General features: G+C 72.7%; 23 protein-coding genes. 8 read left to right on the top strand and 15 right to left on the bottom strand.

Annotated elements, in window-relative coordinates:
* Window positions 1-38: 38 nt before the first annotated feature.
* The gene (locus ACLQ2N_RS28910; protein WP_425817474.1) at window positions 39-941 is read left to right on the top strand and encodes a LysR family transcriptional regulator; all 903 of its coding nucleotides are present in this window, start codon (window positions 39-41) and stop codon (window positions 939-941) included.
* A gap of 21 nt (window positions 942-962) precedes the next feature.
* On the opposite strand, the gene ACLQ2N_RS28905 is transcribed toward ACLQ2N_RS28910, so the two are convergent.
* From ACLQ2N_RS28905 to ACLQ2N_RS28895, 3 genes are all read right to left on the bottom strand, one after another.
* Window positions 963-3,137, bottom strand: a complete 2,175-nt coding sequence (locus tag ACLQ2N_RS28905; protein WP_425817472.1) for a putative bifunctional diguanylate cyclase/phosphodiesterase — start codon at window positions 3,135-3,137, stop codon at window positions 963-965.
* Window positions 3,134-3,952 (bottom strand): SAM-dependent methyltransferase, encoded by an 819-nt coding sequence (locus ACLQ2N_RS28900; protein WP_425817470.1) that lies wholly within the window; start codon window positions 3,950-3,952, stop codon window positions 3,134-3,136. The genes ACLQ2N_RS28905 and ACLQ2N_RS28900 overlap by 4 nt, the downstream gene beginning before the upstream one ends.
* Before the next feature lie 995 nt (window positions 3,953-4,947).
* Window positions 4,948-5,103 (bottom strand): hypothetical protein, encoded by a 156-nt coding sequence (locus tag ACLQ2N_RS28895; protein ID WP_425817468.1) that lies wholly within the window; start codon window positions 5,101-5,103, stop codon window positions 4,948-4,950.
* Between ACLQ2N_RS28895 and ACLQ2N_RS28890 the strand changes: the two genes are divergently transcribed.
* Window positions 5,081-5,848, top strand: a complete 768-nt coding sequence (locus tag ACLQ2N_RS28890) for a DUF4239 domain-containing protein (RefSeq protein ID WP_425817466.1) — start codon at window positions 5,081-5,083, stop codon at window positions 5,846-5,848. The genes ACLQ2N_RS28895 and ACLQ2N_RS28890 overlap by 23 nt on opposite strands.
* 164 nt (window positions 5,849-6,012) lie before the next feature.
* Window positions 6,013-6,567 (top strand): hypothetical protein, encoded by a 555-nt coding sequence (locus ACLQ2N_RS28885; RefSeq protein WP_018099917.1) that lies wholly within the window; start codon window positions 6,013-6,015, stop codon window positions 6,565-6,567.
* Between the two features lie 95 nt (window positions 6,568-6,662).
* Here ACLQ2N_RS28885 and ACLQ2N_RS28880 read toward each other — a convergent pair whose 3' ends face one another.
* Window positions 6,663-7,343 carry a hypothetical protein gene (locus ACLQ2N_RS28880; RefSeq protein ID WP_425817464.1) on the bottom strand — a complete coding sequence of 227 codons (681 nt, stop codon included), beginning with the start codon at window positions 7,341-7,343 and terminating at the stop codon, window positions 6,663-6,665.
* A 313-nt stretch (window positions 7,344-7,656) separates the two neighbouring features.
* On the opposite strand from ACLQ2N_RS28880, the gene ACLQ2N_RS28875 reads away from it, so the two are divergent.
* Entirely contained in the window at window positions 7,657-8,316 is a 660-nt protein-coding gene (locus ACLQ2N_RS28875; protein ID WP_425817462.1) for a class F sortase, read from the top strand.
* Between the two features lie 9 nt (window positions 8,317-8,325).
* Here the strand turns inward: ACLQ2N_RS28875 and ACLQ2N_RS28870 are convergent, their stop codons facing one another.
* Window positions 8,326-9,168 carry a polysaccharide deacetylase family protein gene (locus ACLQ2N_RS28870; RefSeq protein ID WP_425817460.1) on the bottom strand — a complete coding sequence of 281 codons (843 nt, stop codon included), beginning with the start codon at window positions 9,166-9,168 and terminating at the stop codon, window positions 8,326-8,328.
* Window positions 9,169-9,330: 162 nt separating this feature from the next.
* On the opposite strand from ACLQ2N_RS28870, the gene ACLQ2N_RS28865 reads away from it, so the two are divergent.
* The 3 genes from ACLQ2N_RS28865 (at window position 9,331) to ACLQ2N_RS28855 (ending at window position 11,144) form a co-directional block, all read left to right on the top strand.
* Window positions 9,331-9,792, top strand: coding sequence for a universal stress protein (locus tag ACLQ2N_RS28865; protein ID WP_425817458.1), 462 nt, complete (start codon window positions 9,331-9,333; stop codon window positions 9,790-9,792).
* 163 nt (window positions 9,793-9,955) lie between these two features.
* Complete coding sequence (locus tag ACLQ2N_RS28860) at window positions 9,956-10,513, top strand: sigma-70 family RNA polymerase sigma factor (RefSeq protein ID WP_425817456.1); 558 nt, start codon at window positions 9,956-9,958, stop codon at window positions 10,511-10,513.
* 133 nt (window positions 10,514-10,646) lie between these two features.
* Window positions 10,647-11,144, top strand: a complete 498-nt coding sequence (locus tag ACLQ2N_RS28855; RefSeq protein WP_425817454.1) for a hypothetical protein — start codon at window positions 10,647-10,649, stop codon at window positions 11,142-11,144.
* A 43-nt stretch (window positions 11,145-11,187) separates the two neighbouring features.
* Here the strand turns inward: ACLQ2N_RS28855 and ACLQ2N_RS28850 are convergent, their stop codons facing one another.
* The 10 genes from ACLQ2N_RS28850 to ACLQ2N_RS28805 all read right to left on the bottom strand — a co-directional run bounded on the left by ACLQ2N_RS28850 (window position 11,188) and on the right by ACLQ2N_RS28805 (window position 21,852).
* On the bottom strand, window positions 11,188-12,378 hold the full coding sequence (locus ACLQ2N_RS28850; RefSeq protein ID WP_425817452.1) for a sensor histidine kinase: 1,191 nt from the start codon (window positions 12,376-12,378) through the stop codon (window positions 11,188-11,190).
* Window positions 12,375-13,856 (bottom strand): cation acetate symporter, encoded by a 1,482-nt coding sequence (locus ACLQ2N_RS28845; RefSeq protein ID WP_425817450.1) that lies wholly within the window; start codon window positions 13,854-13,856, stop codon window positions 12,375-12,377. Before ACLQ2N_RS28845 ends, ACLQ2N_RS28850 begins: the two co-directional genes overlap by 4 nt.
* Entirely contained in the window at window positions 13,853-14,215 is a 363-nt protein-coding gene (locus ACLQ2N_RS28840; protein WP_136315704.1) for a hypothetical protein, read from the bottom strand. Before ACLQ2N_RS28840 ends, ACLQ2N_RS28845 begins: the two co-directional genes overlap by 4 nt.
* 64 nt (window positions 14,216-14,279) lie before the next feature.
* A complete protein-coding gene (locus tag ACLQ2N_RS28835) occupies window positions 14,280-15,035 on the bottom strand; it encodes a LytR/AlgR family response regulator transcription factor (protein ID WP_425817448.1) in 756 nt (251 codons plus the stop codon).
* Between the two features lie 40 nt (window positions 15,036-15,075).
* Entirely contained in the window at window positions 15,076-15,936 is an 861-nt protein-coding gene (locus tag ACLQ2N_RS28830; RefSeq protein WP_425817446.1) for an Fpg/Nei family DNA glycosylase, read from the bottom strand.
* Window positions 15,937-15,969: 33 nt separating this feature from the next.
* Window positions 15,970-16,827 carry an amidohydrolase family protein gene (locus ACLQ2N_RS28825; protein ID WP_425817444.1) on the bottom strand — a complete coding sequence of 286 codons (858 nt, stop codon included), beginning with the start codon at window positions 16,825-16,827 and terminating at the stop codon, window positions 15,970-15,972.
* 1 nt (window position 16,828) lies between these two features.
* A complete protein-coding gene (locus tag ACLQ2N_RS28820; protein WP_425817442.1) occupies window positions 16,829-17,140 on the bottom strand; it encodes an L-rhamnose mutarotase in 312 nt (103 codons plus the stop codon).
* A 1-nt stretch (window position 17,141) separates the two neighbouring features.
* Window positions 17,142-18,125: an aldo/keto reductase gene (locus ACLQ2N_RS28815; RefSeq protein WP_425817697.1), complete on the bottom strand. Its 984-nt coding sequence runs from the start codon at window positions 18,123-18,125 to the stop codon at window positions 17,142-17,144.
* Window positions 18,126-18,255: 130 nt separating this feature from the next.
* Window positions 18,256-19,635 (bottom strand): wax ester/triacylglycerol synthase family O-acyltransferase, encoded by a 1,380-nt coding sequence (locus tag ACLQ2N_RS28810; protein WP_425817441.1) that lies wholly within the window; start codon window positions 19,633-19,635, stop codon window positions 18,256-18,258.
* Between the two features lie 150 nt (window positions 19,636-19,785).
* The gene (locus ACLQ2N_RS28805; protein ID WP_425817439.1) at window positions 19,786-21,852 is read right to left on the bottom strand and encodes a SpoIIE family protein phosphatase; all 2,067 of its coding nucleotides are present in this window, start codon (window positions 21,850-21,852) and stop codon (window positions 19,786-19,788) included.
* A 274-nt stretch (window positions 21,853-22,126) separates the two neighbouring features.
* Here ACLQ2N_RS28805 and ACLQ2N_RS28800 point away from each other — a divergent pair, with 274 nt between their 5' ends.
* A complete protein-coding gene (locus ACLQ2N_RS28800) occupies window positions 22,127-23,494 on the top strand; it encodes an FAD-dependent oxidoreductase (RefSeq protein ID WP_425817437.1) in 1,368 nt (455 codons plus the stop codon).
* The last annotated feature ends 195 nt before the right edge of the window (window positions 23,495-23,689 follow it).

Raw genomic sequence — 23,689 nt, 5'->3', positions numbered from 1 at the left:
CCATAGCCTGAGCCTATGAAGCGGGGTAGCGTGGGGTGATGCAGTTCCAGCAGCTCACCTATTTCGTGGCCGTCGCCGAGGCCCGGCACTTCACCCGTGCCGCCGAGGAGGTGCATGTCTCGCAGCCCTCGCTCTCCCAGCAGATCCGGGCCCTGGAGAACGAGCTGGGCGCCGAGCTGTTCAGCCGGGCACGCGGCAACATCACCCTGACGGACGCGGGCGAGGCACTGCTGCCGCTGGCCCGCCGCATCCTGGCCGACGCCGACACGGCACGCCACGAGGTGCAGGAGCTCGCCCAGCTGCGCCGGGGCCGGGTGAGGCTCGGGGCTACGCCCAGCGTGTGCACGGGCCTGCTGCCGGAGGTGCTGCGCGCCTTCCACGACCTGCACCCGGGGATCCAGCTGCTGCTGGAGGAGGGCGGTTCGCACGATCTCGTACGGGAGCTGGCGCGCGGGGCACTCGATCTGGCTCTGGTGGTCCTGCCGTTGCCGGCCGCGTCACCGGCGCTGACCACGGTCGAGCTGCTTCAGGAGGACCTGGTCGTCGTCTCGTCGGCGCAGCGTCCCCGGCCGGGCCGGGGCGGGCGGGTGCGGATCGCGGATCTGGAGGGCGAGCCGCTGGTGATGTTCCGGCACGGCTACGACCTGCGGGAGCTGACGGTGGCCGCATGCCGCGCGGAGGGCTTCGAGCCGTCGTTCACGGTGGAGGGCGGAGAGATGGACGCGGTGCTCGGCTTCGTCCGTGCGGGCCTGGGCATCGCGGTCGTCCCGGCCATGGTCGCGGCCCGGTCCGGAGCCGACCTGCGGACGACCCCGCTGGCCCGGCCCGGACTGCGCCGCACCATCGCGCTGGCGCACCGCAGCGACGTGGCCCCGCCGCGCGCGGCGCGCGAGCTCCAGCGGGTCCTGCTGGCGGGGCGGGCGGGCACGGCGAGCCCCTGAGGGGCGCCGTGCCCGCCCGGCTCACACCGCGTCGGCCAGCAGCAGCGAGTGGATGCGGTCCGGGGCGCCGGGGCGGGCGTAGTACCAGCCCTGGGCCGTGTCGCAGCCGAGCTGCCGCAGCTGCTCGGCCTGGGCGCCCGTCTCCACGCCCTCCACGGTGACCGCCAGGTCGAGGCTGTGCGCGAGCGAGACGATCCCCTCCACGATCTTCAGGTCGACCGGGTCCGCCGGGTGGTGCTGCATCCCCTGGGTGAAGGACCGGTCCAGCTTCAGCACGCTCACCGGCAGCCTGCGCAGGTTCGCGAGGTTGGAGTAGCCGGTGCCGAAGTCGTCCAGCGCGATGTCGACGCCCATCTCGGCGAGCTGGCGCAGCGGCTTCAGCACGTCCTCGTCGGCCCCGATGAGCGCCGACTCGGTGACCTCCAGGCAGAGCGCGCCCGCTTCGAGCCCGGAGCGCTCCAGGACTTCGACGGTCTCCGCGACGAGCTGCGGGTGGTGCAGCTGGGCCGGTGAGAGGTTGACGTTGATCCGCAGCGGGCCGCCGTCGGTGTGGCGTTCCTGCCAGAAGTTGGCCTGCCGGACCGATTCCTCCAGGACCCAGCGGCCGAGCGGCACGATGAGCCCGGTGTGCTCGGCCAGCGTGATGAACCGGTCGGGCCCCAGCACCCCGTGCTGCGGATGGCACCAGCGCACCAGGGCCTCCGCGCCGTGCACCGTACCGTCGCCCAGGTGCACCAGCGGCTGGTACTCGATGAAGAACTCACCGCGTTCCAGGGCGGCCGGCAGCGCCGTGGTGAGGCCGTGCCGGGTGATGGCGCGGGCGTCCGCCTCGGCGTCGGCCAGCTCGAAGCGGTTGCCGCCCGCGGACTTGGCCCGGTACATGGTGATGTCGGCGCTGCGCAGCACCTCGGCGGCGCTGCGTTCGCCGGCGGGGCCCTCGACGACGCCGATCGAGCCGCGCACCGTCAGCTCGCGCCCGTCGATCCGGATGGGTGTGCCGAGGACGCCGAGGATGCGGCAGGCGAGTTCGTCCACCTCGGCGGGGCTGTCGAAACTCGTCGTGAGCGCCACGAACTCGTCGCCGCCGAGCCGGGCGACCATTTCGCCGGAGGCGGTCGCGCAGCTCTGGAGGCGGTCCGCGACCTCCACGAGCAGCCGGTCGCCCGCCGCGTGGCCGAGGCTGTCGTTGATCGCCTTGAAGCCGTCCAGGTCCAGGTAGCAGAGGCCGAAGCGGCTGTCGTCGCCGGCTGAGAGCGCTTTCTCCAGGCGCTCGAAGAAGAGCGTCCGGTTGGGCAGGCCGGTGAGCGCGTCGTGGGTGGCCTCGTAGCGGAGGCGGAGGTTGAGCAGGCGGCGCTCGGTGGTGTCCTCCAGCAGCGCCAGCTGGTATTCGGGCCGCCCCTCGGTGTCGCGCAGCAGCGACACCGTCAGATTGGTCCACAGCACGGTGCCGTCGTTGCGGTAGTACGGCTTCTCGACCCGGTAGTGCTCGCGTTCGCCCCGGACCAGCTCGTTGTAGTACTTCCAGACCTGCGGGGAGTCCTCGGGGTGGACCCACTCGTTGACGCGGTGGCTCAGGACGTGGTTCTCCAGGCCGCCGAACATCCGGGTGAGGGTGTCGTTGACCTCCAGCACATTGCCGTCGAGGTCGGCGATCCCGATTCCGATGGCCGCGTCCTTGAAGACGGCGCGGAACCGTGCCTCGGTGGCGTGCAGGGCCTGTTCGGCGTGGGAGCGGGCGGCGAGCGCCGAGCGGGCGATGGCCTCCTGCTCGGCCAGGGTCCGCTCGCGCAGGGCCTGCGTGAAGCCGGCGGCCACCGCGTGCTGGATGCGGGCGCAGCGGGACCGGCTGTCCTCGGTGGTCAGGGCCACCGGTCCGTTGCTGCCGCAGTAGAGCACCAGGTACGAGTCGACGACGCCGAGCGTGGAACTCAGCGCGTCCGGGTCGGTGCAGTGGGCGGCGACGAGAGCGCCGCCCACCCCGCTCGCCGCGGCCGCGTCGAACGGGCGGGCGTGCAGGGTCTCGCTGAGCGTACGGGCCAGCGGCAGCAGGTGCTGCTCGAACTCGGGCCGGGTCAGGGAGGTGGCCGTCGACGGGAAGATGGCCCGGCTCCAGATGGTGGCGAATCTCCGGAGCCGGTCCTCGGGGCCGTCGGGCGCCGCCTCCGGGGCGCCGGACGACTGGGCGGGAATGCTCACGCCTTGCGTCCCACTCCCGCGATGCCCGAGAAGGCGTACGGGTCCTCGTTCTCGGGGGCCGCGGCGTTCTCTGGGCGCCATTCCGGCATCGCGACGAGGCCGGGCTCGACCAACTTGTAACCGTCGAAGAAGCGGGCGACCTCGTCAGGCGTGCGCATGATCAGCGGGTTGCGGATGTTCCGGTACACGCCGACCGCGCCGCCGGCCTCCTCGCGGCTCAGCGGAATGCCCTCGTACGTGGCGTGGGTGACGATCAGGAGGCTGCCGGGGGCCAGCATGTCGCGGAGGGCGGCGACGGCGCTCTGCGGGTCGTCGGCGTCCTCGATGAAGTGGAGGACGGCCACGAGCAGCAGCGCCACCGGGCGGTCGAAGTCGAGGAGTCCGCTCACCTCGGGGCTGTCCCGGATCTCCTGGGGGCGCCGCAGGTCGGCCGAGGCGATCGTGGTGCCGTCGTTGCCTTCGAGGACGGCCTGGCTGTGCGCGACGGCGACCGGGTCGTGGTCGACGTAGGCGACCTTGGCGGCGGGGTCGATCGCCTGGGCGACCTCGTGCACATTGCCGAAGGTGGGTATCCCGGAGCCGATGTCGAGGAACTGGCCCACGCCCTGGCTCAGCGCGTAGCGCACCGCGCGGCGCATGAAGGCCCGGTTCGCCTGCATGACCTTGGGAAGTCCCGGCATGAACTCCATGGCCTTCCGGGCCGCTTCCCTGTCCACCTCGAAATTGTGCGAGCCGCCCAGATAGAAGTCATACATTCGGGACACGCTCGGCACCGAAATGTCAATGCCCTGCGGTGCCCAGGCGGGACGCTCCATCGATGTCTCCAACAAGTCGCCACGGCGATCCGGCCATGTCCATGGTCAGTGTGGACCAGAGGCTACTGATCGTCCGCCAAGAGAGCGAGCCGAAACGGAAATTAGCCGTCCGTTATTGGTCACACTCCCATGGCATGTGCAACCGACTCGTCGCTGCCCGTCACATTCGCCCAACGAGAGGGATCAAATAGTTCACTCCCGGACTACTTTGGCATGTCAGCGGGGTACGCGTCGGCGAAGCCCGGGCATCATGTTCCGCGAGGGCCAGGGACGTTGGCGTTCACGGTCCGGGAGCCCCCGGAGCGGGGCGGGAGCGTCCGGGCGCCCGCGGACCGGCGCACATCTCCTCCTTGCCGCGCCAAGGCCGGGAATAAGCGGGACCGGTGACAGGTCCTTCGGTGCCATTCCCGGGGAGAGGGTCGACAATCGGCCAATTCCGGAGACCGGGACCCCGCATGCGCCTGTTCCATTTCAGCGGCGCCAAACCCCGCGCACCCCAGGTCCCCTCCATCAGGCGAATCCGGAGGAGGTCCGGCGTGCCGCCGCACGGCCCGGAACATGCTCCCGGTCGTGTACGGATCACTCTTCTGGCGGCTGGCCGCGGCGCTCGCGCTCACCTGGCTGCTGACCGCCCCCACCTCCGCGACCGCCGACAGCTGCGCGTACGCGTCCATCGGGGAGGACGACGGCGGTACGGCGGTGGCGGTCAGCGGCGACGGCAGCTGCTTCGCCGGCCCGGAGCCGGAGCCCGCTCCGACGCCCACGCCGAAACCGAAGCCGCCCCCTCCACCCCCTCCTCCACCGCCGCCCCCGAAGCCGGCACCACCACCACCACCACCACCGCCTCCGCCGCCGCCTCCGGCACCCGAGCCCGAACCGGCACCACCGCCGCCGCCACCTCCCCCGCCACCGGCCCCGAAGCCCGTACCGAAGCCGAAGCCGAGTCCTTCGCCATCGGTACGGCCCTCGCCTTCCGTTCATGTCGCGCTCCCCGCCTACCGCAGGCCGGTGCGGAAGACACCGCAGCGCCACACCTCCTTGGTCACGCTCACCTTGATGATCACGGCGCCCGCGGTGTTCGCCGTCGCCGTGCTGCGCCCCCGTTCCCGATGAATCCCGGAGACGCCCATGTCGGAATGGCTCGTCCTCACGCTCGCCATGGTCGCGGCCACCGCCGTCGTCCTGACCATCGCCGTTCTCAGCAACCGCAGACTTCCGGAGGACGACGACCCGTCCGAAACCCCCGATGTCATCGAGTACATGACGATGATGATCGGAGTGATCTACGCGATCGTGCTGGGCCTCGCCATCGCCGGCGTCTGGGAGGGCCGGAGCGCCGCGCAGGAGTACGTACGCCAGGAGGCCCAGGCCCTGCACGAGGTGAGCGCGCGCTCCGCCGTCTATCCGCAGGAGGTGCGCACCCGCATCAGGGCGGACGTCGACGCGTACGTGAGCTACGTGGTGCACGACGAGTGGCGGACCATGACCGAGCACGGGAGGCTCAGCGACCGCGGCACCGAGCTGCTGGACAGGGTGCGCGCCGACGTCACGGACTACCGGCCGAAGACCGACCACGAGGGTGAGGCGTACCAGCCGCTGGTGGACCAGGTGGCCGCCGCCGACGACGCCCGCAGTTCGCGGGGGCAGAGCGCGGGCGCGACCATGCCCGGGGTGGTGTGGTTCGGGCTGATCATCGGCGCCCTGGTGACCGTGGGGCTGATCTTCACCCTGCAGATCCGCCGGACGTTCCGGGAACTCCTGCTCGCGGGGCTCTTCAGCGTGCTGATCGCCTTCCTCCTCTTCCTCATCTGGGACTTCGACTCCCCGTTCGGACGGGGCTTCTCCGCCACCGCCGCCCCCTTCCTCGACCTCTTTCCGGGGGCGGCGGACGGTTGACCGATGGCCGGTGCGCCGCCCGGGGGACAGCGGTGCCCCATTCGCCGGACCCCGATCGCGGGCGAAATGCACCACTTCTAGCGTGGGCGGCATTCGAGGTGCATTTCTGACACTTTGTGGAAATCCGTTCCGCAGCTGCTCCTCGGGGACCCGGAGGATTCACCATGCGCGCAATACGTGTCGCCCCCGTCGCTCTGCTCGGCGCCGCCGCACTCGCCCTGACCGGCCCGGCCGTGACCGCGTACGCCGCGACCGCGGGCGGTCCGTCGGGCGGCGGGAACGGATACACCGTGACGCCGTCGGTGGTCGCGCCCGGGGGCAAGGTCACCCTGGCGGCCCGGGGTTGCTCGACGACGGCCACGGCGTCCTCCGGGGTGTTCGACACCGTCACCATCCCGGTGAACGGCAGCGCCCAGGCCACCGTCGACTGGGACGCCAAGCCGGGCGCCGCCTACGAGGTGACGTTCATCTGCAACACCTCGCCCAGCTCCACGGCCAAGGTGAACCTCACCGTCAGCGCGGCCACGGGCACGCCCACCACGAGCTCGACCAGCACGGCGGCCGCCACGGCGTCGCCGGCCGGTGTGCAGGGCGGCCTGGGCGGCAGCATCGACAGCGTGAACTCCGGTGAGATCGTGGCGGGCACCGCGCTCGCCGTGGCCGCCGGGGCCGGTGTCGTGTTCTTCGTACGCCGCCGCAGGGAGAGCCGCTCGCACTGACGGTACGAGCGCAAAGGGCAACGAGAGTCGCCCCGGGTCCTGTGACAGGATCCGGGGCGACTCTCGTTATCGGTCCGGCGGGGGCGTCCTGACGGTCAGGCCGTCCCATGACCCGTCCTCCGGCGGCGCATGATGTACACGCCTCCGCCGAGGGCCGCCGAGGCGACGAGACCGGCGCCGACGCCCATCTCGGCCGGGGTCGCCGCCATCGAGCCGCCGAGCCCGCCCTGGGCGCCCCGGCTGTCGAGCACGGTGAAGCGGTGGCCCGCCGTCCGGTCGGTGCCGTCGCACCGGACCGTCAGGTTGTACGTGCCGGGAGTCGCGTCGTCGAAGATGCGGACCCGGGCGTGGCCGACCCGGCCGGCCGAGAGCCGGGTGGTGCGGAACGCGTTGGACGAGACGCTGCCGCCCCGGCCGCAGCCCTCGGCGCTGACCTGCATGGCCGCGCCCTGGTGCACGCGCTCGGGGTCGACGGTCACATTGTTGGGGCCGTTGTTGCGCCCGTTGCCGTTGTTGTTCCCGTTCCCGTTGCCGTTCCCGTTGCCGTTGTTGTTCCCGTTCCCGTTGTTGTTGTTGTTCCCGTTCCCGTTGTTGTTGCCGTTGTTCCAGCCGCCCGGGTCGTTCCAGTCGTTCTGGTTGTTGTCGTTGTTCTGGTTGTTGTTCTGGTTGTTGTTCTGGTTGTTCCCGACGTCTCCGCCGGCGGTCGCCATGGGGGCACCGGCCCCGAGGGCGGCGACGGCGGCCGCCGCGACCACCAGAGCGCGTGTAGCACGCATCGTTCCAACCTCCACCGGGAAGCGCCCCGGGGCTCTGTGCGCCGGGATGGATCGACGAGAACGCCTCCCATGACGAACCCTCACCAGAAGCTTGATCGCCCGCATTTCGGCGCTGCTCCGGACCGGTGATCCGACACGCCGTGCGGACGCCCCCGAAGCTGACGGATGCCCAGGTCACGGGCTGTCAGGAATTTTGTCCGCGCGCTACTCCGATGAGCATCCGGGTGGTACGCCGCCACCCGTTCGCCCGTCTCTGATCGCCGCCCGGTGGCACCGCGCCTAGCGTTCTGCTCGTCGCGACGAAGGGAGAACCATGGGCCGGGACAACTGGCGACCGGAACGGATCCGACACTCGCCGTGGGGCGCGCTCGCCCTGGCGATGCTCTCCGGCCTGGCGCTCATGCGCAACGGGGCCGACCTCTCCCCCGGTCCCCCGCAGCCGGTCGCCGCCGCCTCGGTGGGCCACCGGAACGACGCCCCCGCCGCCCCGGTGGCGGGCCCGGCCGTCAAGCCGCTCCCGTACGCGCCCGTCGCCCGCGTGGCGATCCCCTCGATCCAGGTCGACGCACCGGTCATCGATGTGAGTCTCGACGCGGACGGCTGGATCGAGACCCCGCCGCCGGAGGACCCCAATCTGGCCGGCTGGTACCAGAACGGCATCGCCCCAGGTCAGGCCGGCACATCCGTCATCGTCGGCCACGTCGACAACAAGGCGGGGCCCGCCGTCTTCTACGGGCTCGGCTCGCTGGAGAAGGGGGACCACGTCGAGGTCGACCGCAGCGACGGCCGGGTGGCGGTCTTCGAGGTGTACGGCGTCGAGGTCTTCGCCAAGAACGACTTCCCGGGTGCCCGGGTGTACGGCGACACCGGGCAGCCCGAGCTGCGGGTCATCACCTGCGGCGGCGGTTACACCAAGGCGAACGGCTACGACGGCAACGTCGTGGTCTTCGCCCGCCTGGTGGACACCCGCTGACAGCGCTCGTCAGCGGCGCCGCGGCACCGTGAGCCGGTATCCGTCGTCCAGCAGCTCCGGCAGATACCGGCGCAGCGCCGCCACGCTCTGCGAGCGGTCGCCGCCCGCGTCGTGCGAGAGCACCACGACCCCGGGGCCGGCCCCCTGCCTGACCCGGTGGACGATGGTGTCGGTGCCGGGCACGGTCCAGTCGAGGGTGTCCACGGTCCAGGCCATCGGTTCCATGCCCAGCGCGGCGCCGATCTCGAAGGAGTCGCGGTTCCAGGCACCGTAGGGCGCCCGGTACCAGAGCGGTGCCGCGCCGGTGATCTCCTCGATGACATCGCTGGTACGGCCCAGCTCATCGGTGATCCCGGCCCGGGAGAGCTTGGTGACCAGGGGGTGTGTCCACGAGTGGTTGCCCACGGTGTGCCCCTCGTCGGAGATCCGGCGGACGAGGTCGCGGTTGTCGTTCGCCATCTCGCCGCAGAGGAAGAACATCGCCCGTACGTCGTGCTCGCGCAGCGTGTCCAGGATGTGCGGGGTGTGGAGCGGGTCGGGCCCGTCGTCGAAGGACAGCACCATGGCGTGCCCGATGTCGGGCAGCTGCTCGAACGGCCGGGTGCGCACCGGCGGGGCCGCAGGGTGGTACCGGGGCGGCGTCTGTCCCGTCATGGGCCGCAGCCTATAGGCGAGCTCCCGGCCGCGGAAGGCGGTGGCCGGGGAGCCTGCCGCACCCGCGCCGGGGGGCGTCGGACGGGCCGGGGAGGTGACGGGGTCCGCGGCGACGAGCCGTACGGCGGCCACCGCGCCCAGGCCGGCGGCCAGCCGCAGGACCGTTCTCCGCAGGGGCGGCCTGTGATCACTCTTCATCCCCCACTGCTCACACGCCCGCTTCGCCGCCCGCCTCAGCGACACCGGCCACCGAGTTTTTTGCACCCGGATGGCGGGAAGGCCCCGGTGTCCCCGGCGAGCGCAGCCGGCCGCCGGGAGGGCGGGCCACAGGCCGCGGGGCGAGCCGATAGCCTCACTGCCGTGACAGATCAGCACTCCCACCAGTTCGAACGTGGCACAGACGGACCGAAGGTGATCGTCGCGGGCATCGACGGTTCCGAGTCGTCCATGCGCGCGGCGGCCTACGCGGCCGGGCTCGCACGGCGCCAGCGGGCCATGCTGGCCCTCGTGTACGTCCAGCCGGTGCTGGCGGCGGGCGCGGCGCTCGGGGCTTCGGTCGGCGACGCGACCGCCGAGGTGGCCGAGGGGCTGGTGGAGGAGATCCGGCAGTCGACGGCCCGGATGAAGGACATATGGGATGTCCGCTGGGAGTTCCACACCTTCCGGGGTGACCCGTTCAACGGCCTGGTGACCGCCGCCGACGAACTCAAGGCGGACGCCGTCGTGGTGGGCGCGTCGGAGTCGGCGGGGCACCGATTCATCGGTTCGGTGGCCGTCCGCCTGGTGAAGGCGGGCCGCTGGCCGGTCACCGTCGTGCCGTAGAGCCCTCCCCCGCAGCGCCGCCCGACCGTTCACCGCACCACTCGCCGCTCTGAGCGACCGCTCGTCGCACAGGGCGGTGTTTGTCCTGTTCCTCGTGGCCTGGATGCGCTCGTATACGCCAGGTCGGCAGCGAGGCGGGACCTTGGCGGGAAGGGCGTTCACCATGACCACGACGAAGACCGATGAGCGGGCGCTCGCGGAGCTCCAGCGTGAACACGGACCCGCCCTGTTCCACTTCCTGCTCGGTCTGACCTTCGGTGACCGCCAGCGGGCCGAGGACCTGCTCCAGGAGACGCTGGTACGGGCCTGGCAGCACCCGGAGGCGTTCGACGGCCCGTACGAGTCGATGCGGCCCTGGCTGTTCACCGTGGCGCGCCGGCTGGCGATCGACGCCCGGCGCTCCCGGCTGGCCCGGCCGGCCGAGGTCGGCGACGCCGGCCTGGAGTGCGCTCCGGCGGGGGCCGACACGGCGGAGTCCGCGGTCGCGGCGCTCGATGTGCGCGAGGCGGTGCGCGCCCTGAGTCCGGAGCACCGGTCGGTGCTGGTGCAGATCTACTTCCGGGGGCTGAGCGTGGGCGAGACGGCCGAGGTGCTGGGGATACCGGCGGGCACGGTCAAGTCGCGTTCGCACTACGCGCTGCGGCTGCTGTCCCGGAATCTGCCCGGCTACACGCGCCGCCCCTCTCAGCAGCGGACGGTCGTCGGCGCCTCCTGCCTGTGACGGACCCGGTCCCGCGGATACCGCCTTTCCGGCCACACCGGGCCCGCTCCCCCGGTTCAATGCTGCGTGGGCGATCGGCCGGGCAGCCCGCCGGCCGTACGGCCCCGAGACCGAGGGAATGGGGCGATACGGGATGCCTCCGGAACGTCATGAGGGGTCCGGCGCGGGCGAGCTGCCGGTTCCGATGGCCTGGATGTACGCGGAGTACCTGGCCGGTGAACTGCTGCGCACCGGCGACCTGATGGAGCCGGCGACGCTGGAGTTCCGGGCGGGGCGGGACGCGCTGGCGCTGACCATCTTCCTGCTGGACGGCGCGGTGGCCGGGGCGCTGCCGGCCGCGCGGGTGGACGAGCTGCGGCTGCTCACCGCGGCCGGGGCGCCGTGGCGCCGCTGGGTGCGCACCCGGCTGGCCGCCCCGGTGGCGGGCGGCACCGGGGCGGATCTGGCGCTGGCCCGGTCGGCCTGGCGGTGGCTGGAGGAGACCGAGCTGCTGGCCGCCGATCCGGAGGCCGTCGGGCAGCTGCCGCCCTGGGAGGAGGCGGCGGAGGGCGCGGAGGAGGAGGCGCGGGTGTGGACCCCGGCCTGGCAGCTGGGCCTGCCGCTGGGACACCTCGCGGTGCACCTGTACTGACGGACGCTGCGTGTCGTCGGTGCACCCGCACCGGGGGCGCCGCTCAGGACCCGTGCACCCCGGCGCGGTACTTCGGCAGCCGGACGGTGATCCGCATCCCGGCGCCGATGCCCGTCTCGATGACGAGCCCGTACTCGTCGCCGTACACCTGGCGGAGCCGTTCGTCCACGTTGAGCAGGCCGATGCCGGTCGATCCGCCGCCCTCGCCGCGCAGGATGTGGCGCAGCCGCTGGGGGTCCATGCCGGTGCCGTCGTCCTCGATGACGACCTCGGCCTCGGAGCCGGCATCCAGGGCGCTGATGGTGATGCGGCTGGAGGTGACGGCGCCTTCGAGACCGTGTTTGACGGCGTTCTCCACGAGCGGCTGGAGGCAGAGGAAGGGCAGGGCCACGGGCAGGACCTCGGGGGCGACCTGGAGGGTGACGGAGAGCCGTTCGCCGAAGCGGGCCCGGACCAGGGCGAGGTACTGGTCGATGGAGTGCAGTTCGTCCGCGAGGGTGGTGAAGTCGCCGTGGCGGCGGAAGGAGTAGCGGGTGAAGTCCGCGAACTCCAGGAGGAGTTCGCGGGCCTTCTCCGGGTCGGTGCGGACGAAGGAGGCGATGGCGGCCAGTGAGTTGAAGATGAAGTGCGGGGAGATCTGGGCGCGCAGGGCCCTGATCTCGGCCTCGATGAGCTGGGTGCGGGAGCGGTCGAGTTCGGCGAGTTCCAGCTGGACGCAGACCCAACGGGCGACCTCGCCCGCGGCCCGCGCCAGGACCGCCGATTCGCGCGGGGCGTAGGCGACGAGGGTGCCGAGGACGCGGTGGTCGACGGTGAGGGGTACGGCGACGGCCCACTTCAGCGGGCAGTCCAGATCGTCGCAGCCGCTGTGGAAGGCGGTGTCGCGGCCGGTCTCCAGGACGCCCGCGACCTGCTCCATGACGTCCCGGCCGTGGTGGTCGCCCTCGCCGTCCCAGACCAGCACCCCGTCGCGGTCGGTGAGGCACAGCGCGTCGGTGCCCAGCAGCGAGCGCAGCCGGCGCGCCGACCGGCGGGCGCTGTCCTCGGTGAGCCCGGCGCGGAGCGGGGGCGCGGCCAGGGAAGCGGTGTGCAGGGTCTCGAAGGTGGCGTGTTCGACGGGCGTGCCGACGTCGCTGGTGCGCAGGGGCCGGGCGGTCCGGCGGCCGAGCAGGAGGCCCCCGCCGAACAGCAGGAGGGCGAGCACGACGATGACGGCGTATCCGGCCCCGGTCACCGGTGTCTCCCGGCGGCGAGCGCCTCGGGCAGGTGGAAGCGGGTCATCGCGGCGTTGGTGCCGGGTGGTACGCGGTTCGGCGTGGCGAGCGAGACCAGGATCATGGCGAGGAAGCCGACGGGTACGGACCAGACCGCGGGCCAGGCGAGCAGGGCGTGCGGCCAGCCGGGCGGACGGACCGCGCCGCTGACCGTGATGGCGACGGAGAGCAGCGCGGAGCCGCCGCCGAGCAGGAGGCCGGCCACCGCCCCGGGCGGGGTGAGCCGGCGCCACCAGATGCCGAGGACGAGCAGCGGGCAGAAGGAGGACGCGGAGACGGCGAAGGCCATGCCCACGGCGTCGGCGACGGGGACCCGGCTGACCAGCAGCGAGCCGGCCAGGGGCACGGAGATCGCGAGGACGGTGGCCAGCCGGAAGTGCCGCACCCCGCGTGAGGGGAGCACGTCCTGGGTGATGACCCCGGCGACGGCCATGGTGAGCCCGGACGCGGTGGAGAGGAACGCGGCGAACGCGCCGCCCGCGACGAGCGCCCCGAGCAGGTCGCCGCCGAGTCCGCCGATGACCCGGCCGGGCAGCAGGAGCACGGCGGCGTCCGCGTCGCCGCCGTGGATCAGCTCGGGGGCGTACAGGCGGCCCAGCGCGCCGTAGACGGGCGGCAGGAGGTAGAAGACGCCGATGAGGGCGAGGACGGCGACGGTGGTGCGGCGGGCGTCGCGGCCGTTGGGGCTGGTGTAGAAGCGGACGACGACGTGCGGCAGGCCCATGGTGCCGAGGAAGGTGGCCACGATGAGGCCGTAGGTCGCGTACAGGGGGTGGTCGGCGCGGAAGGCGGAGAGGTGTTCGTCGAAGGTGATGCGGGGCTGTCCGTCACCCTGCCAGGCCAGCACCAGGAAGATCGCGGGAACGAGGAGCGCCGTCAGCTTCAGCCAGTACTGGAAGACCTGGACGAAGGTGATCGAGCGCATCCCGCCGGCGGCGACGGCGAGGACGACGACGGAGGCGACCAGCACGTCGCCGAGCCAGCCGGGCGCCCCGGTGAGGATCTTGAGGGTGAGTCCGGCGCCCTGGAGCTGGGGTACCAGGTAGAGCCATCCCGCGCCGACGACGAGGACGCTGACGAGCCGGCGGACCTGCCGGGACTCCAGGCGCCCTTCGGCGAAGTCGGGCAGGGTGTACGCCCCCGAGCGGCGCAGCGGAGCCGCGACGAAGACCAGCAGGACCAGATAGCCGGCGGTGTAGCCGACCGGGTACCAGAGCATGTCGGGGCCGTGCACGAGGACGAGGCCCGCGATGCCGAGGAAGGAGGCGGCGGAGAGGTATTCGCCGCTGATGGCGGCGGCGTTGAGCCGGGGGCGCACGGTGCGCGAGGCCACGTAGAAGTCGGAGGTGGTGCGGGATATCCGCAGCCCGAAGCCGCCGACGAGGACGGTGGCCAGGACGACGACGGCGACGGCAGCCACCGCGTACGTGCGGCTCACGGGGCGGGGCGGCCTTCCACGAGCCGGGCGAAGTCGCTCTCGTTGCGCTCGGCGCGGCGCACGTACCACCAGGCGAGCAGGGTGAGCGGCGGGTAGGCGGCGAAGCCGAGGACCGCCCAGACGACGGCGGAGCTGTGCAGGGCCTCGAAGACGAGGGGCAGGGTGCCCACGACGGCGGCGAGGGCCGCGAAGGCGGTCAGCCCGGCCCGCAGCTGTCCGCGCATGAGTGAGCGGACGTAGGCGCCGCCGAGCGCGGTCTGCTCGTCGATCTCCGACTGGGTGCGGTAGCGCGGCAGCGGGCGCACCCGCCGGGGCTCCCCCGTCACCACTTCGCGCCGGGGTGTGGGCTCTGCGGACATGGGGCCGGAGTGTAGGCGGCACCCGGCCCTGCTGGGAAGGGGGTTCGGGGCGGGTAGCGGCTGGTCAGCGGCTGGTCCCGCGCATCAGGAGGTCGCGCAGCGCGCGGGTGTGGCGGCGGCTGACGGCGAGTTCCGCGGTGCCGATGCGGACGCTCATGGTGCCGGCGTCCAGGCGGAGTTCGTCGATCCGGCCGAGGGCCACGAGGTGGCGGCGGTGGATGCGGACGAAACCGCGGGTGCGCCAGCGCTCCTCCAGGGTGGTGAGGGGGACGCGGACGAGGTGGCTGCCGTTGGCGGTGTGCAGCCGGGCGTAGTCGCCCTGGGCCTCGGCGTACGCGATGTCGTCGATCGGGATGAAGCGGATGACGCCGCCCAGTTCGACGGCTATCTGGTCCTGCGCGGTGTCGTGGACGACGGGCGCCGAACGGTCCTGTACCTGTTCGGCGACGCGTCGTACGGCCTCGGCGAGGCGTTCGCGGCGGACCGGTTTGAGGACGTAGTCGACGGCCTTGAGGTCGAAGGCGTGCACGGCGAAGCCCTCGTGGGCGGTGACGAAGACGATGAGCGGCGGTGCGGCGAACCCGGCGAGGAGCTGGGCGACGTCGAGCCCGGTGAGACCGGCCATGTGGATGTCGAGGAAGACCACGTCGATGGCGGTCGGGTCGTCGGGGCCCGCGTCGACGGCGCTCCCGATGCGGCGCAGCGCCTCGGTGGCCCCGGTGGCGCCCTCCGCGCTGCGGATGCGGGGGTCGGCGCGCAGGAGGTAGAGCAGTTCCTCCAGGGCGGGTTCTTCGTCGTCGACGGCGAGTACGCGGAGCATGAGGCCGGAGTGTAAGGCGTGCCCTCCGCGCATCGCGCCCCTACTTGAGCAGCCGGGACAGGCGGCGGTCCGCGAGCGGTTTGCCGCCGGTCTGGCAGGTCGGGCAGTACTGGAGCGAGGAGTCGCTGAAGGAGACCTCGCGGATGGTGTCCCCGCAGACCGGGCACGCCTGGCCGGTGCGCCCGTGGACCCGCATCGCGCTCTTCTTCTCGGCCTTGAGGCGTCCCGCCTCGACGCCGCCGGACCGGGCGACGGCGTCCTCCAAGGTGGTGCGCACGGCCTCGTGGAGGCGGGTGATCTCGTCGGCGGTGAGGTTCGCGGTGGGCTTGAACGGCGACATCTTCGCGACGTGCAGGATCTCGTCGCTGTACGCGTTGCCGATGCCGGCGATGAGCGACTGGTCGCGCAGGGCGCCCTTGATCTGGCGGCGTTCCCCGTCGAGCAGCGCGGCGAACGCGTCCCGGTCGAATCCCGGGCCGAGCGGGTCGGGTCCGAGGCGGGCGATCCCGGGGACCTCGGCCGGGTCGTGCACGAGGTGGACGGCGAGGCGTTTGGTGGTGCCGGCCTCGGTGAGGTCGAAGCCGTCGCCGCCGGTGAGGACGGCACGCAGGGCGAGCGGTCCCTTGCCGGGGCGGGGCGGGGCGGCCGGGAAGGCGTCGTTCCAGCGGAGCCAGCCGGCCCGGGCGAGGTGGGTGATCAGGTGGAGCGGGCCGACGCCGATGTCGAGGAACTTGCCGTGCCGCCGCACATCGGTGACCGTGCCGCCGTGCAGGGCGGTGAGCGGCGGGGCGTAGGTCTTGAGGACGCTGATCGCGACCGGCAGGACGCGGTCGATCTCCTTGCCGACGAGGTGGTCGTCGAGGAAGAGCCGCAGTGCTTCGACTTCCGGCAGTTCGGGCATGGTTCCAGCCTGCCGCAGCCGCGCCGTGGACGCCTACCGAAGGCCGTACACGCGTTCGGCGGTGGTGGCGAGCACGGCGGCCCGCTCGCCCTCGCTCAGGTCCTGGACCAGGGCGCGGGCGGTGTCCAGGACCTCGGTGTACGTGGCGGCGAGGCGGCACACCGGCCAGTCCGAGCCGAACATGAGCCGCCCGGGCCCGAAGGCGTCGATGACGGTCTCCGCGTACGGGCGCAGGTCGTCCGGGGTCCAGGCGTGCCAGTCCGCCTCGGTGACGAGTCCGGAGAGCTTGCAGACGGTATTGGGGAGGGCGGCGAGGGCCCGCAGGTCGTCGGCCCAGGGCCGGGTGCGCCCGGTGGCGATCGGCGGCTTCCCCGCGTGGTCGAGTACGAGGACGAGGCCCGGGAGCGCGGCGGCCGCCCGGGTCGCGGCGGGCAGTTGGTGCGGGAGGATCACCAGGTCGTAGACGAGCCCGGCGTCGGCCACGGCGGCCAGACCGCGCAGCACGTCGGGCCGGAGCAGCCACTCGGGGTCCGGTTCGCCCTGGACCTGGTGGCGCAGCCCGACGAGCCGGTCGCCCCCGGGGAGTTCGCGCAGGGCGGCCAGGGTGTCGGCGATGTCCGGAGCGGTGAGGTCGGTCCAGCCGACGACCCCGGCGACCAGCTCGCTGCCCGCGGCGAGCGCCAGGAACTCGGGCGTCTCCCCAGGCACGGTGACGGTCTGGACGAGCACGGTGGCGCCGACCCCGGCCGCACGGGCCTCCGGTTCCAGGTCGGCGAGGGTGAAGTCGCGGCGCAGGGGGGCCAGCGCCTCACCGGTGATCCAGTCCTGGTCGCGTACCGCGAGGTCCCACACATGGTGGTGGGCGTCCACGACGCGGGGCGCGGCCCTCACCTCACAGCTCCCATACGACGGGGAGCCCGGCTTCGGCACCCTCGGCGGAGTAGTCGTGGGCCACGTCGAGGAGGCCGTCCATCCGGGCCTGCCAGGCGACGTTGACGGGCAGTTGCTCCAGCTCGGCGAGCAGGCGGGCGTAGTCGTCGCACTCGATGAGGTGGAAGAGGTCGGTGCCGCTGCGCCAGATCGTCCAGGAGCCGACGCCGGCCGCCCGGATCGCCCGGGTCAGCTCCGACGGGACCTCGCGGTGCGCGGCCTCGTACTCCGCGACACGATCGGCGCGGATCTTGGTGTGCAGGGCGATGCGCATGTCAGTGTCCGTTCCCGGGCAGCAGGCCCTGGTCGCGCAGGTCGTCCCAGAGGGCGTCGGGGATCTCCCGGTTCAGCTGTACGGCGGCGTCGCGCACCTCGTCCGGGGAGCGTGCGCCGACGAGCACCCCGGCGACGGCCGGGTGGGTGAGGGGGTACCGCAGGGCGGCGGCGCGCAGCGGGACTCCATGGGCCTCGGTGATGCCCCTGAGCCGGAGGGCGCGGTCGAGGAGGCCGGTCGGGGCGGTGGCGTAGTCGTAGGTGGCGCCGGGGCGCGGGTCGGCGAGGAGCCCGGAGTTGAAGACCCCGCCGACGACGACGCTCCGGCCGCGTGCGGCGGCGGCCGGCAGCAGGTCGGTGAGGGCCGACTGGTCGAGGAGGGTGAACCGGCCGGCGCACAGGACGACGTCGACGTCGGTGTCGTGGACGAAGCGGGTGAGCATCGCGGTCTGGTTCATGCCGGCGCCGATCGCCCCGACGACCCCTTCGGCGCGCAGCTTCTCCAGTTCCGGATACGCCTCGCGGAAGGCGGGTCCGGCGTGGTCGTCGGGGTCGTGGAGGTAGGCGATGTCGACGCGGTCGAGGCCGAGGCGGTCGAGGCTGTCCTCGATGCTGCGGCGGACGCCGGCCGCGCTGAAGTCCCAGCGGCGGCGGTGCGTGGCGCGTACGGCGAAGCCCTCGGACAGCCCGTCGGAGGCGGCGGTCTCCGGGGCGGGCAGCGGTTCGAGGACGCGGCCGACCTTGGTGGAGAGCGTGTACGCGTCGCGGGGGCGGCCGCGCAGGGCCTCCCCGAGGCGGCGTTCGGAGAGGCCGAGTCCGTAGTGCGGCGCGGTGTCGAAGTGGCGGATGCCCGCGTCCCAGGCGGCGTCGACGGTGGCCGCCGCCCGCTCCGGTTCCACTTCGCTGAAGAGATTGCCGATGGCGGCCGCACCGAAGGACAGTTCGGTGATCCCGACCGTGCTGCCGCCCAGCCCGTTGCGCCGCATGCTGTCGCCGCCCTCCTCGATGATCGCTGCCACCAGCGAATATTCATCGGATCACTTGGGCACGTCAACACCCGTGCGGTCACCACTTGCGGAGATCAGGGATGGACCTGTCCGATCTATGCCTTGGCCGTCAGCTCTCCGCCACCTCCGCGAGAAGCGCGGCCAGCTCCTCGTCGGCGCACCGCGCCAGCCCGTCCAGGCCGGGCAGCGCCTTGCCGTCACCCACGACTCCGATGTGCACGCGCGAGCCGTACGTCGTCAGCGCGACGGCCATCGACTGCCCCCGAGCCAGCGGCGCCAACGGGTACAGGGCGCTCAGCGGGCAGCCGGCCAGCGAGAGGCGGGAGCGCGGCAGGGGCACGCTGGTGACCAGGACGTCGAAGAGCATCCGGGCCGCGTTCCCGGCGAGCGGGGCACCGAAACGGTGGGCCAGCGAAGGCAGCTGATCGGCCAGCACGGCGACCGCCCCGGCGCCGCGCAGCGGGCCCGCTGACTTGTTGCGGTCCATCGCCTCGCGTACCGCGCGCAGCCGCTCCCGGGGATCCGGCTCCGAGACGGGGAGGTCCAGGAGGTAGGCGGAGAGCCGGTTGCCGGTCGCCACGGCCGCGCCGCCGGGCCGGCGCCGCGAGACCGGGACCAGGGCGCGCGGGTCGTCGCGCGGCGGGGTCTCGCCGCGCTCCAGCATCCAGCGCCGCAGCGCGCCCGCCACGACGGCGAGCAGCACATCGTTCCCGGTGCCGCCGGTCACGCGGCGGACGCGCCGCACGGCGTCGAGGTCCAGGTCGGCCGTGGCGAGCCGCCGGGTCCCGCTGGAGCCGGCCCGGAGCACCGGTGCGCCGCGCGGGTCGAGGCGGCCGGCCCGGACGAGCGAGGCGCCGACTCCGACAGCGCGGCCCAGGTCCTCGATACGGCCGAGGGCGAGCCCGGCGACCTGGCGCGGACCCGGCATCCAGGACCGGGGCGGCACCGGGCGCGGCCGGGCGGAGGGGCGGGGCCGGGCGGCCGCGGTGGCGATCTGGTCGAAGATCCCGGCCCCGATGGCGACCGCCCGCATCCCGTCGGCGAGCGCGTGATGGAGCTTGACGAGCACGGCGAACGGGCCGCCGCCCGGTCCGTCGATGAGGTACATCTCCCAGGGCGGCAGGCCCCTGCGGAGCGGCCGCTCCATCAGCTCTCCGGCGAGCCGGGTCGCGGCCGCCATGAAGCCCGCGCCGCCGGGCGCCGTCTCCTCGGCGGGCAGCCGGACGCGCCGGACGTGGCGGTGCACGTCGAATTCCGGATCGGGGGACCAGGCCGCACCGCCGACGGGCAGCAGCACGTCGCGTACCCGCATGCGCAGCCGGGGAATCGCGGCGGCGCGGTCGCCGAGGAGGCCGAGCAGCGCCTCGGGGCCGGGGGCGGCGCCGGGGGGTGGCGCGAAGACGGCGAGCGCGCCGAGGTGCATGGGGTGGGCAGCGGACTCGAGGTGCCAGAAGGCGAGATCGAGGGGTGCCAGTAGCTCAGTGCCCAACGGGTCCTCATGTCATCGAAGACGGGAGACCGACCGGATCGCAGTCAATCTCCGGCGATCCATCACGGTCAAGTACAGATACATTACGTTCAGTTACAATCTCGTTGCGCGTTACTTCTCGGCCGTACGGACGAAGGGGCGGGCGAAGGGTCAGCCGCGTGGCGGAACGACGAATTCGCTCCAGACGCACTTGCCGGTGCCCCGGGACTCGACGCCCCAGGCGTCCGCGAGCTGGTCGACCAGCAGCAGACCTCGTCCGGAGACTCCGGCCTCACCCGCGTCCCGGCGGCGCGGCAGGGCGCTCGACCGGTCCTCGACGTCGACCCGCAGCCGTCGCTCGGGACCGGTGAGGACCCGGATCGTGACGATGGCGCCGCCGTCGGTGTGCATCAGGGCGTTGGTGACCAGCTCGTCGGCGGCCAGCTCGACCTCGTCGGCCCGGTCGCCCGCACCCCAGGCCCGGACCGCCGCGCGGATCATGTGGCGGGCCGAGCTGAGCGCCTCGGGGTCGTTCTGGGCGACGTGCTGCTGGAGCCGCCCGCCCGGCTGCGGGGCCTGTGCGGCCTTGCGGCGCAGGAGCAGCAGGGCCACGTCGTCCTCGCCGCCGCGCTCGTCCACGGACGCGCAGAGGCGGTCGGCGAGCTGATCGAGGTCCTGCGGGCCGTTGGTGACGAGGGCGGTGAGCCGCTGGGTTCCCTCGTCCAGATCCGCGCCGGGGAGCTCCACCAGTCCGTCGGTGAACAGCACCATGGTCTGGCCCGGGTCCAGCTCGACCGTGCCGACCGGGTATTCGAGCCGGCCGAACTCGGCGGAGAGCCCGAGCGGCAGCCCGCCTTCGGAGGGCACCCTTCGGCAGCCGCCGTCAGCGTCGCGCACGAGCGGGTCGACGTGCCCGGCGCGCACCAGCTGGACCACGCCGGTGGTCAGGTCCGCCTCGGCGTAGATGCAGGTCGCGAAGCGGTCGGTGTCGAGTTCGTGCAGGAAGACGGAGGCGCGTGCCATGACCGTGGCGGGGCTGTGCCCCTCGGCGGCGTACGCCCGCAGCACGATGCGCAGCTGGCCCATCACGGCGGCCGCGTGGGTGTCGTGGCCCTGCACGTCCCCGATGACGGCGCCGACCCGGCCTCCGGGCAGCGGGATGACGTCGTACCAGTCGCCGCCGATGTCCCGGCCGAGCCTGGCCGAGCGATAGCGCACCGCGATCTGGGCTCCGGGCACGTCGGGGATCCGGCGCGGCAGCATGGCCTGCTGGAGCCCTTCGGCCAGGTCGTGCTCCTGTTCGTAGAGCATGGCCCGCTGAAGGCTCTGGGCGATGGAGCTGCCGAGGGCCAGCAGCAGGTTCCGCTCGTCGGCGGTGAAGCCGTTCTTGCCGCTGTAGAGGAGGCCGAGCGCGCCGACGGGGCGGGCCTGGGCAATCAGCGGGAGGTAGGCGGCGGAGGTGATCCCGAGGTGGCTGATGTGCGGCCACAGGGCGGGGTAGGAGGCGGCGAAGTCCTCGGCCGACTCGATGAAGCGGGGCCCGAGCGTGCGGACGACCTCGCTCATCGGGTACTGCTCGTCCGTCCGGGTGTACCGGGTGCCGGGTACGAACGATCCCTCGGGCCCGTCGGCCACCAGGTGGATGCGCCCGGCCTCGGTCAGCCCCATGACCAGGCTGGTCGCACCGAGCAGGGCCAGGCCCTCGGAGTTCTTCAGGACCTCGATGACGTCCTTGACGGTACGGGCGTGGGCCAGCGCGGCCGTGGTGGCGTCGACCAGGCTGGTACGGCGGCGCAGCTCCTCGTCCAGCTCGCGGCGGGCGGCGGACTCGGCGAGCTCGGGACCGGCGTCCCGCACGATGCCGATGATCCGGCGGGGACGGCCGCTGTCGTCGCGTCGTACGAAGCCCTGGGTGTGCGCCCAGCGCAGGGTCCCGTCGCGCGACTGGAGGCGGAAGTACGCCCCGTAGTTGCTGCGGCCGCTCTTCAGCGTCTCCGAGACCATGGCGTCCAGCCGGACGCCCTCGTCGGGCGGCACGCGAAGCCCGAGCGTCTGGGGCCGGTTGTCGTATTCGTCGGCCCTCAGATCGAACACGTCGAGGGCGGGCCGGTCCAAATGCATGAGGCCGCTGTCGAGATCCCAGTCGAAGCTGCCCATTCGGTTCAGGGCGAGGCTGAGATCCGGGTGGGCGGGCCAGTCGTCCGGGAGTGACAGGGCACCCGCTACCCGATCATCCATGTGCGTCACTCTGCCACCATTTGTCCGATTCTTCGACTGAACCGTCCATGTGGTGAACGTGCAATAGGACACATCCGCGGAGAGCGCCGAAGGGCCGCATCACAAGGATTTCCCGGATATCGGCGCGGGAGGAAGGCCCGAATACCGCCCAGTAGGGCCGCCCCGCCCCGAAAGCGGGTCCGAGCAGGGGCTAACGTGTGCGACGGGGGTCGACTAAGCCTTGCCTTACCAACCGGCCCCGCTTCTGCTCACCCGTTCGAAGGAACAGCTCGCCATGACACGCCCCGTCCGCGTCGCCATCGTCGGAGCCGGTCCCGCCGGCATCTACGCGGCGGACGCGCTGCTCAAATCCGACGCGGCCGCCGACCCGGGCGTCTCCATCGACCTCTTCGAACGGATGCCCGCCCCGTTCGGCCTGATCCGCTACGGCGTAGCGCCCGACCACCCGCGCATCAAGGGCATCGTGCAGGCGCTGCACCAGGTGCTGGACAAGCCCCAGCTGCGCCTGTTCGGCAACGTCGACTACCCGAACGACCTGGACCTCGACGAGCTGCGCACCTTCTACGACGCGGTGATCTTCTCGACCGGCGCCGACGCTGACCGCGCGCTCGACATCCCGGGCCACGACCTGGACGGCTCCTACGGGGCCGCCGACTTCGTCTCCTGGTACGACGGCCACCCGGACGTCCCGCGCACCTGGCCGCTGGAGGCCGAGAAGGTCGCCGTGCTGGGCGTCGGGAACGTGGCCCTGGACGTGGCCCGCATCCTCGCGAAGACCGCCGACGAGCTGCTGCCGACGGAGATCCCGGCCAACGTCTACGACGGCCTGAAGGCGAACAAGGCGCTGGAGGTGCACGTCTTCGGCCGGCGCGGCCCGGCGCAGGCGAAGTTCAGTCCGATGGAGCTGCGCGAACTGGACCACTCGCCCAACATCGAGGTCATCGTCAACCCCGAGGACATCGACTACGACGCGGGTTCGATCGAGACCCGGCGCGGGAACAAGCAGGCCAACATGGTCGCCTCCACGCTGGAGAACTGGGCGATCCGCGATGTCGGCGACCGGCCGCACAAGCTCTTCCTGCACTTCTTCGAGTCCCCCGTGGAGATCATCGGCGAGGAGGGCCGGGTCACCGGCCTGCGCACCGAGCGCACGGAACTGGACGGCACCGGAAACGTGCGCGGCACCGGAACCTTCCACGACTGGGACGTCCAGAGCGTCTACCGGGCGGTGGGCTACTACTCGCGCGAGCTGCCGAAGCTGCCGTTCGACGTCGCGTCCGGCACGGTCCCGCACGCCGCGGGCCGGGTCCTCGAAGGCGGCGAGCCGATGGAGTCGGTATACGTCACCGGCTGGATCAAGCGGGGCCCGGTCGGCCTGATCGGCCACACGAAGGGCGACGCCAACGAGACGGTCGCCTGCCTCCTGGAGGACCACGCCGCCGGGCGGCTGCCCGCACCGGAGCGCCCCGAGCCGGAGGCCGTCACCGCCTTCCTGGAGGAGCGCGGCATCCGCTACACCACCCGTGAGGGCTGGTACCGCCTCGACGCGCACGAGCGTGCCCTCGGAGCCGCGCAGGACCGCGAGCGCGTCAAGGTCGTGGAGCGCGAGGCGATGCTGGACGCCTCGGAGGCCGGTAACTGACGCCGGGCGGCGGTCCCGCACACCCGGCGGAGGTGTGCGGGGCCGCCGCCGTCAGAGGGTCTCCCGGGGCCGGTGTACGTCATGGGGAGGCGTGCGCGCGGCCCGGGACCGCCGCAACGCCCGGCGCGGGGGGCGGCGCGCCGCCCCCCCGCCCGGGGGGGCGGCGGGCCCCCGCCCGGGCGAGGCTCGGGCCGG

This window comes from Streptomyces sp. DT224 (assembly GCF_049844595.1).
Classification (GTDB): Bacteria; Actinomycetota; Actinomycetes; order Streptomycetales; family Streptomycetaceae; genus Streptomyces.
The sequence above is the reverse complement of the archived record's forward strand: the minus strand, read 5'-3'. Positions and strand labels throughout refer to the sequence as shown.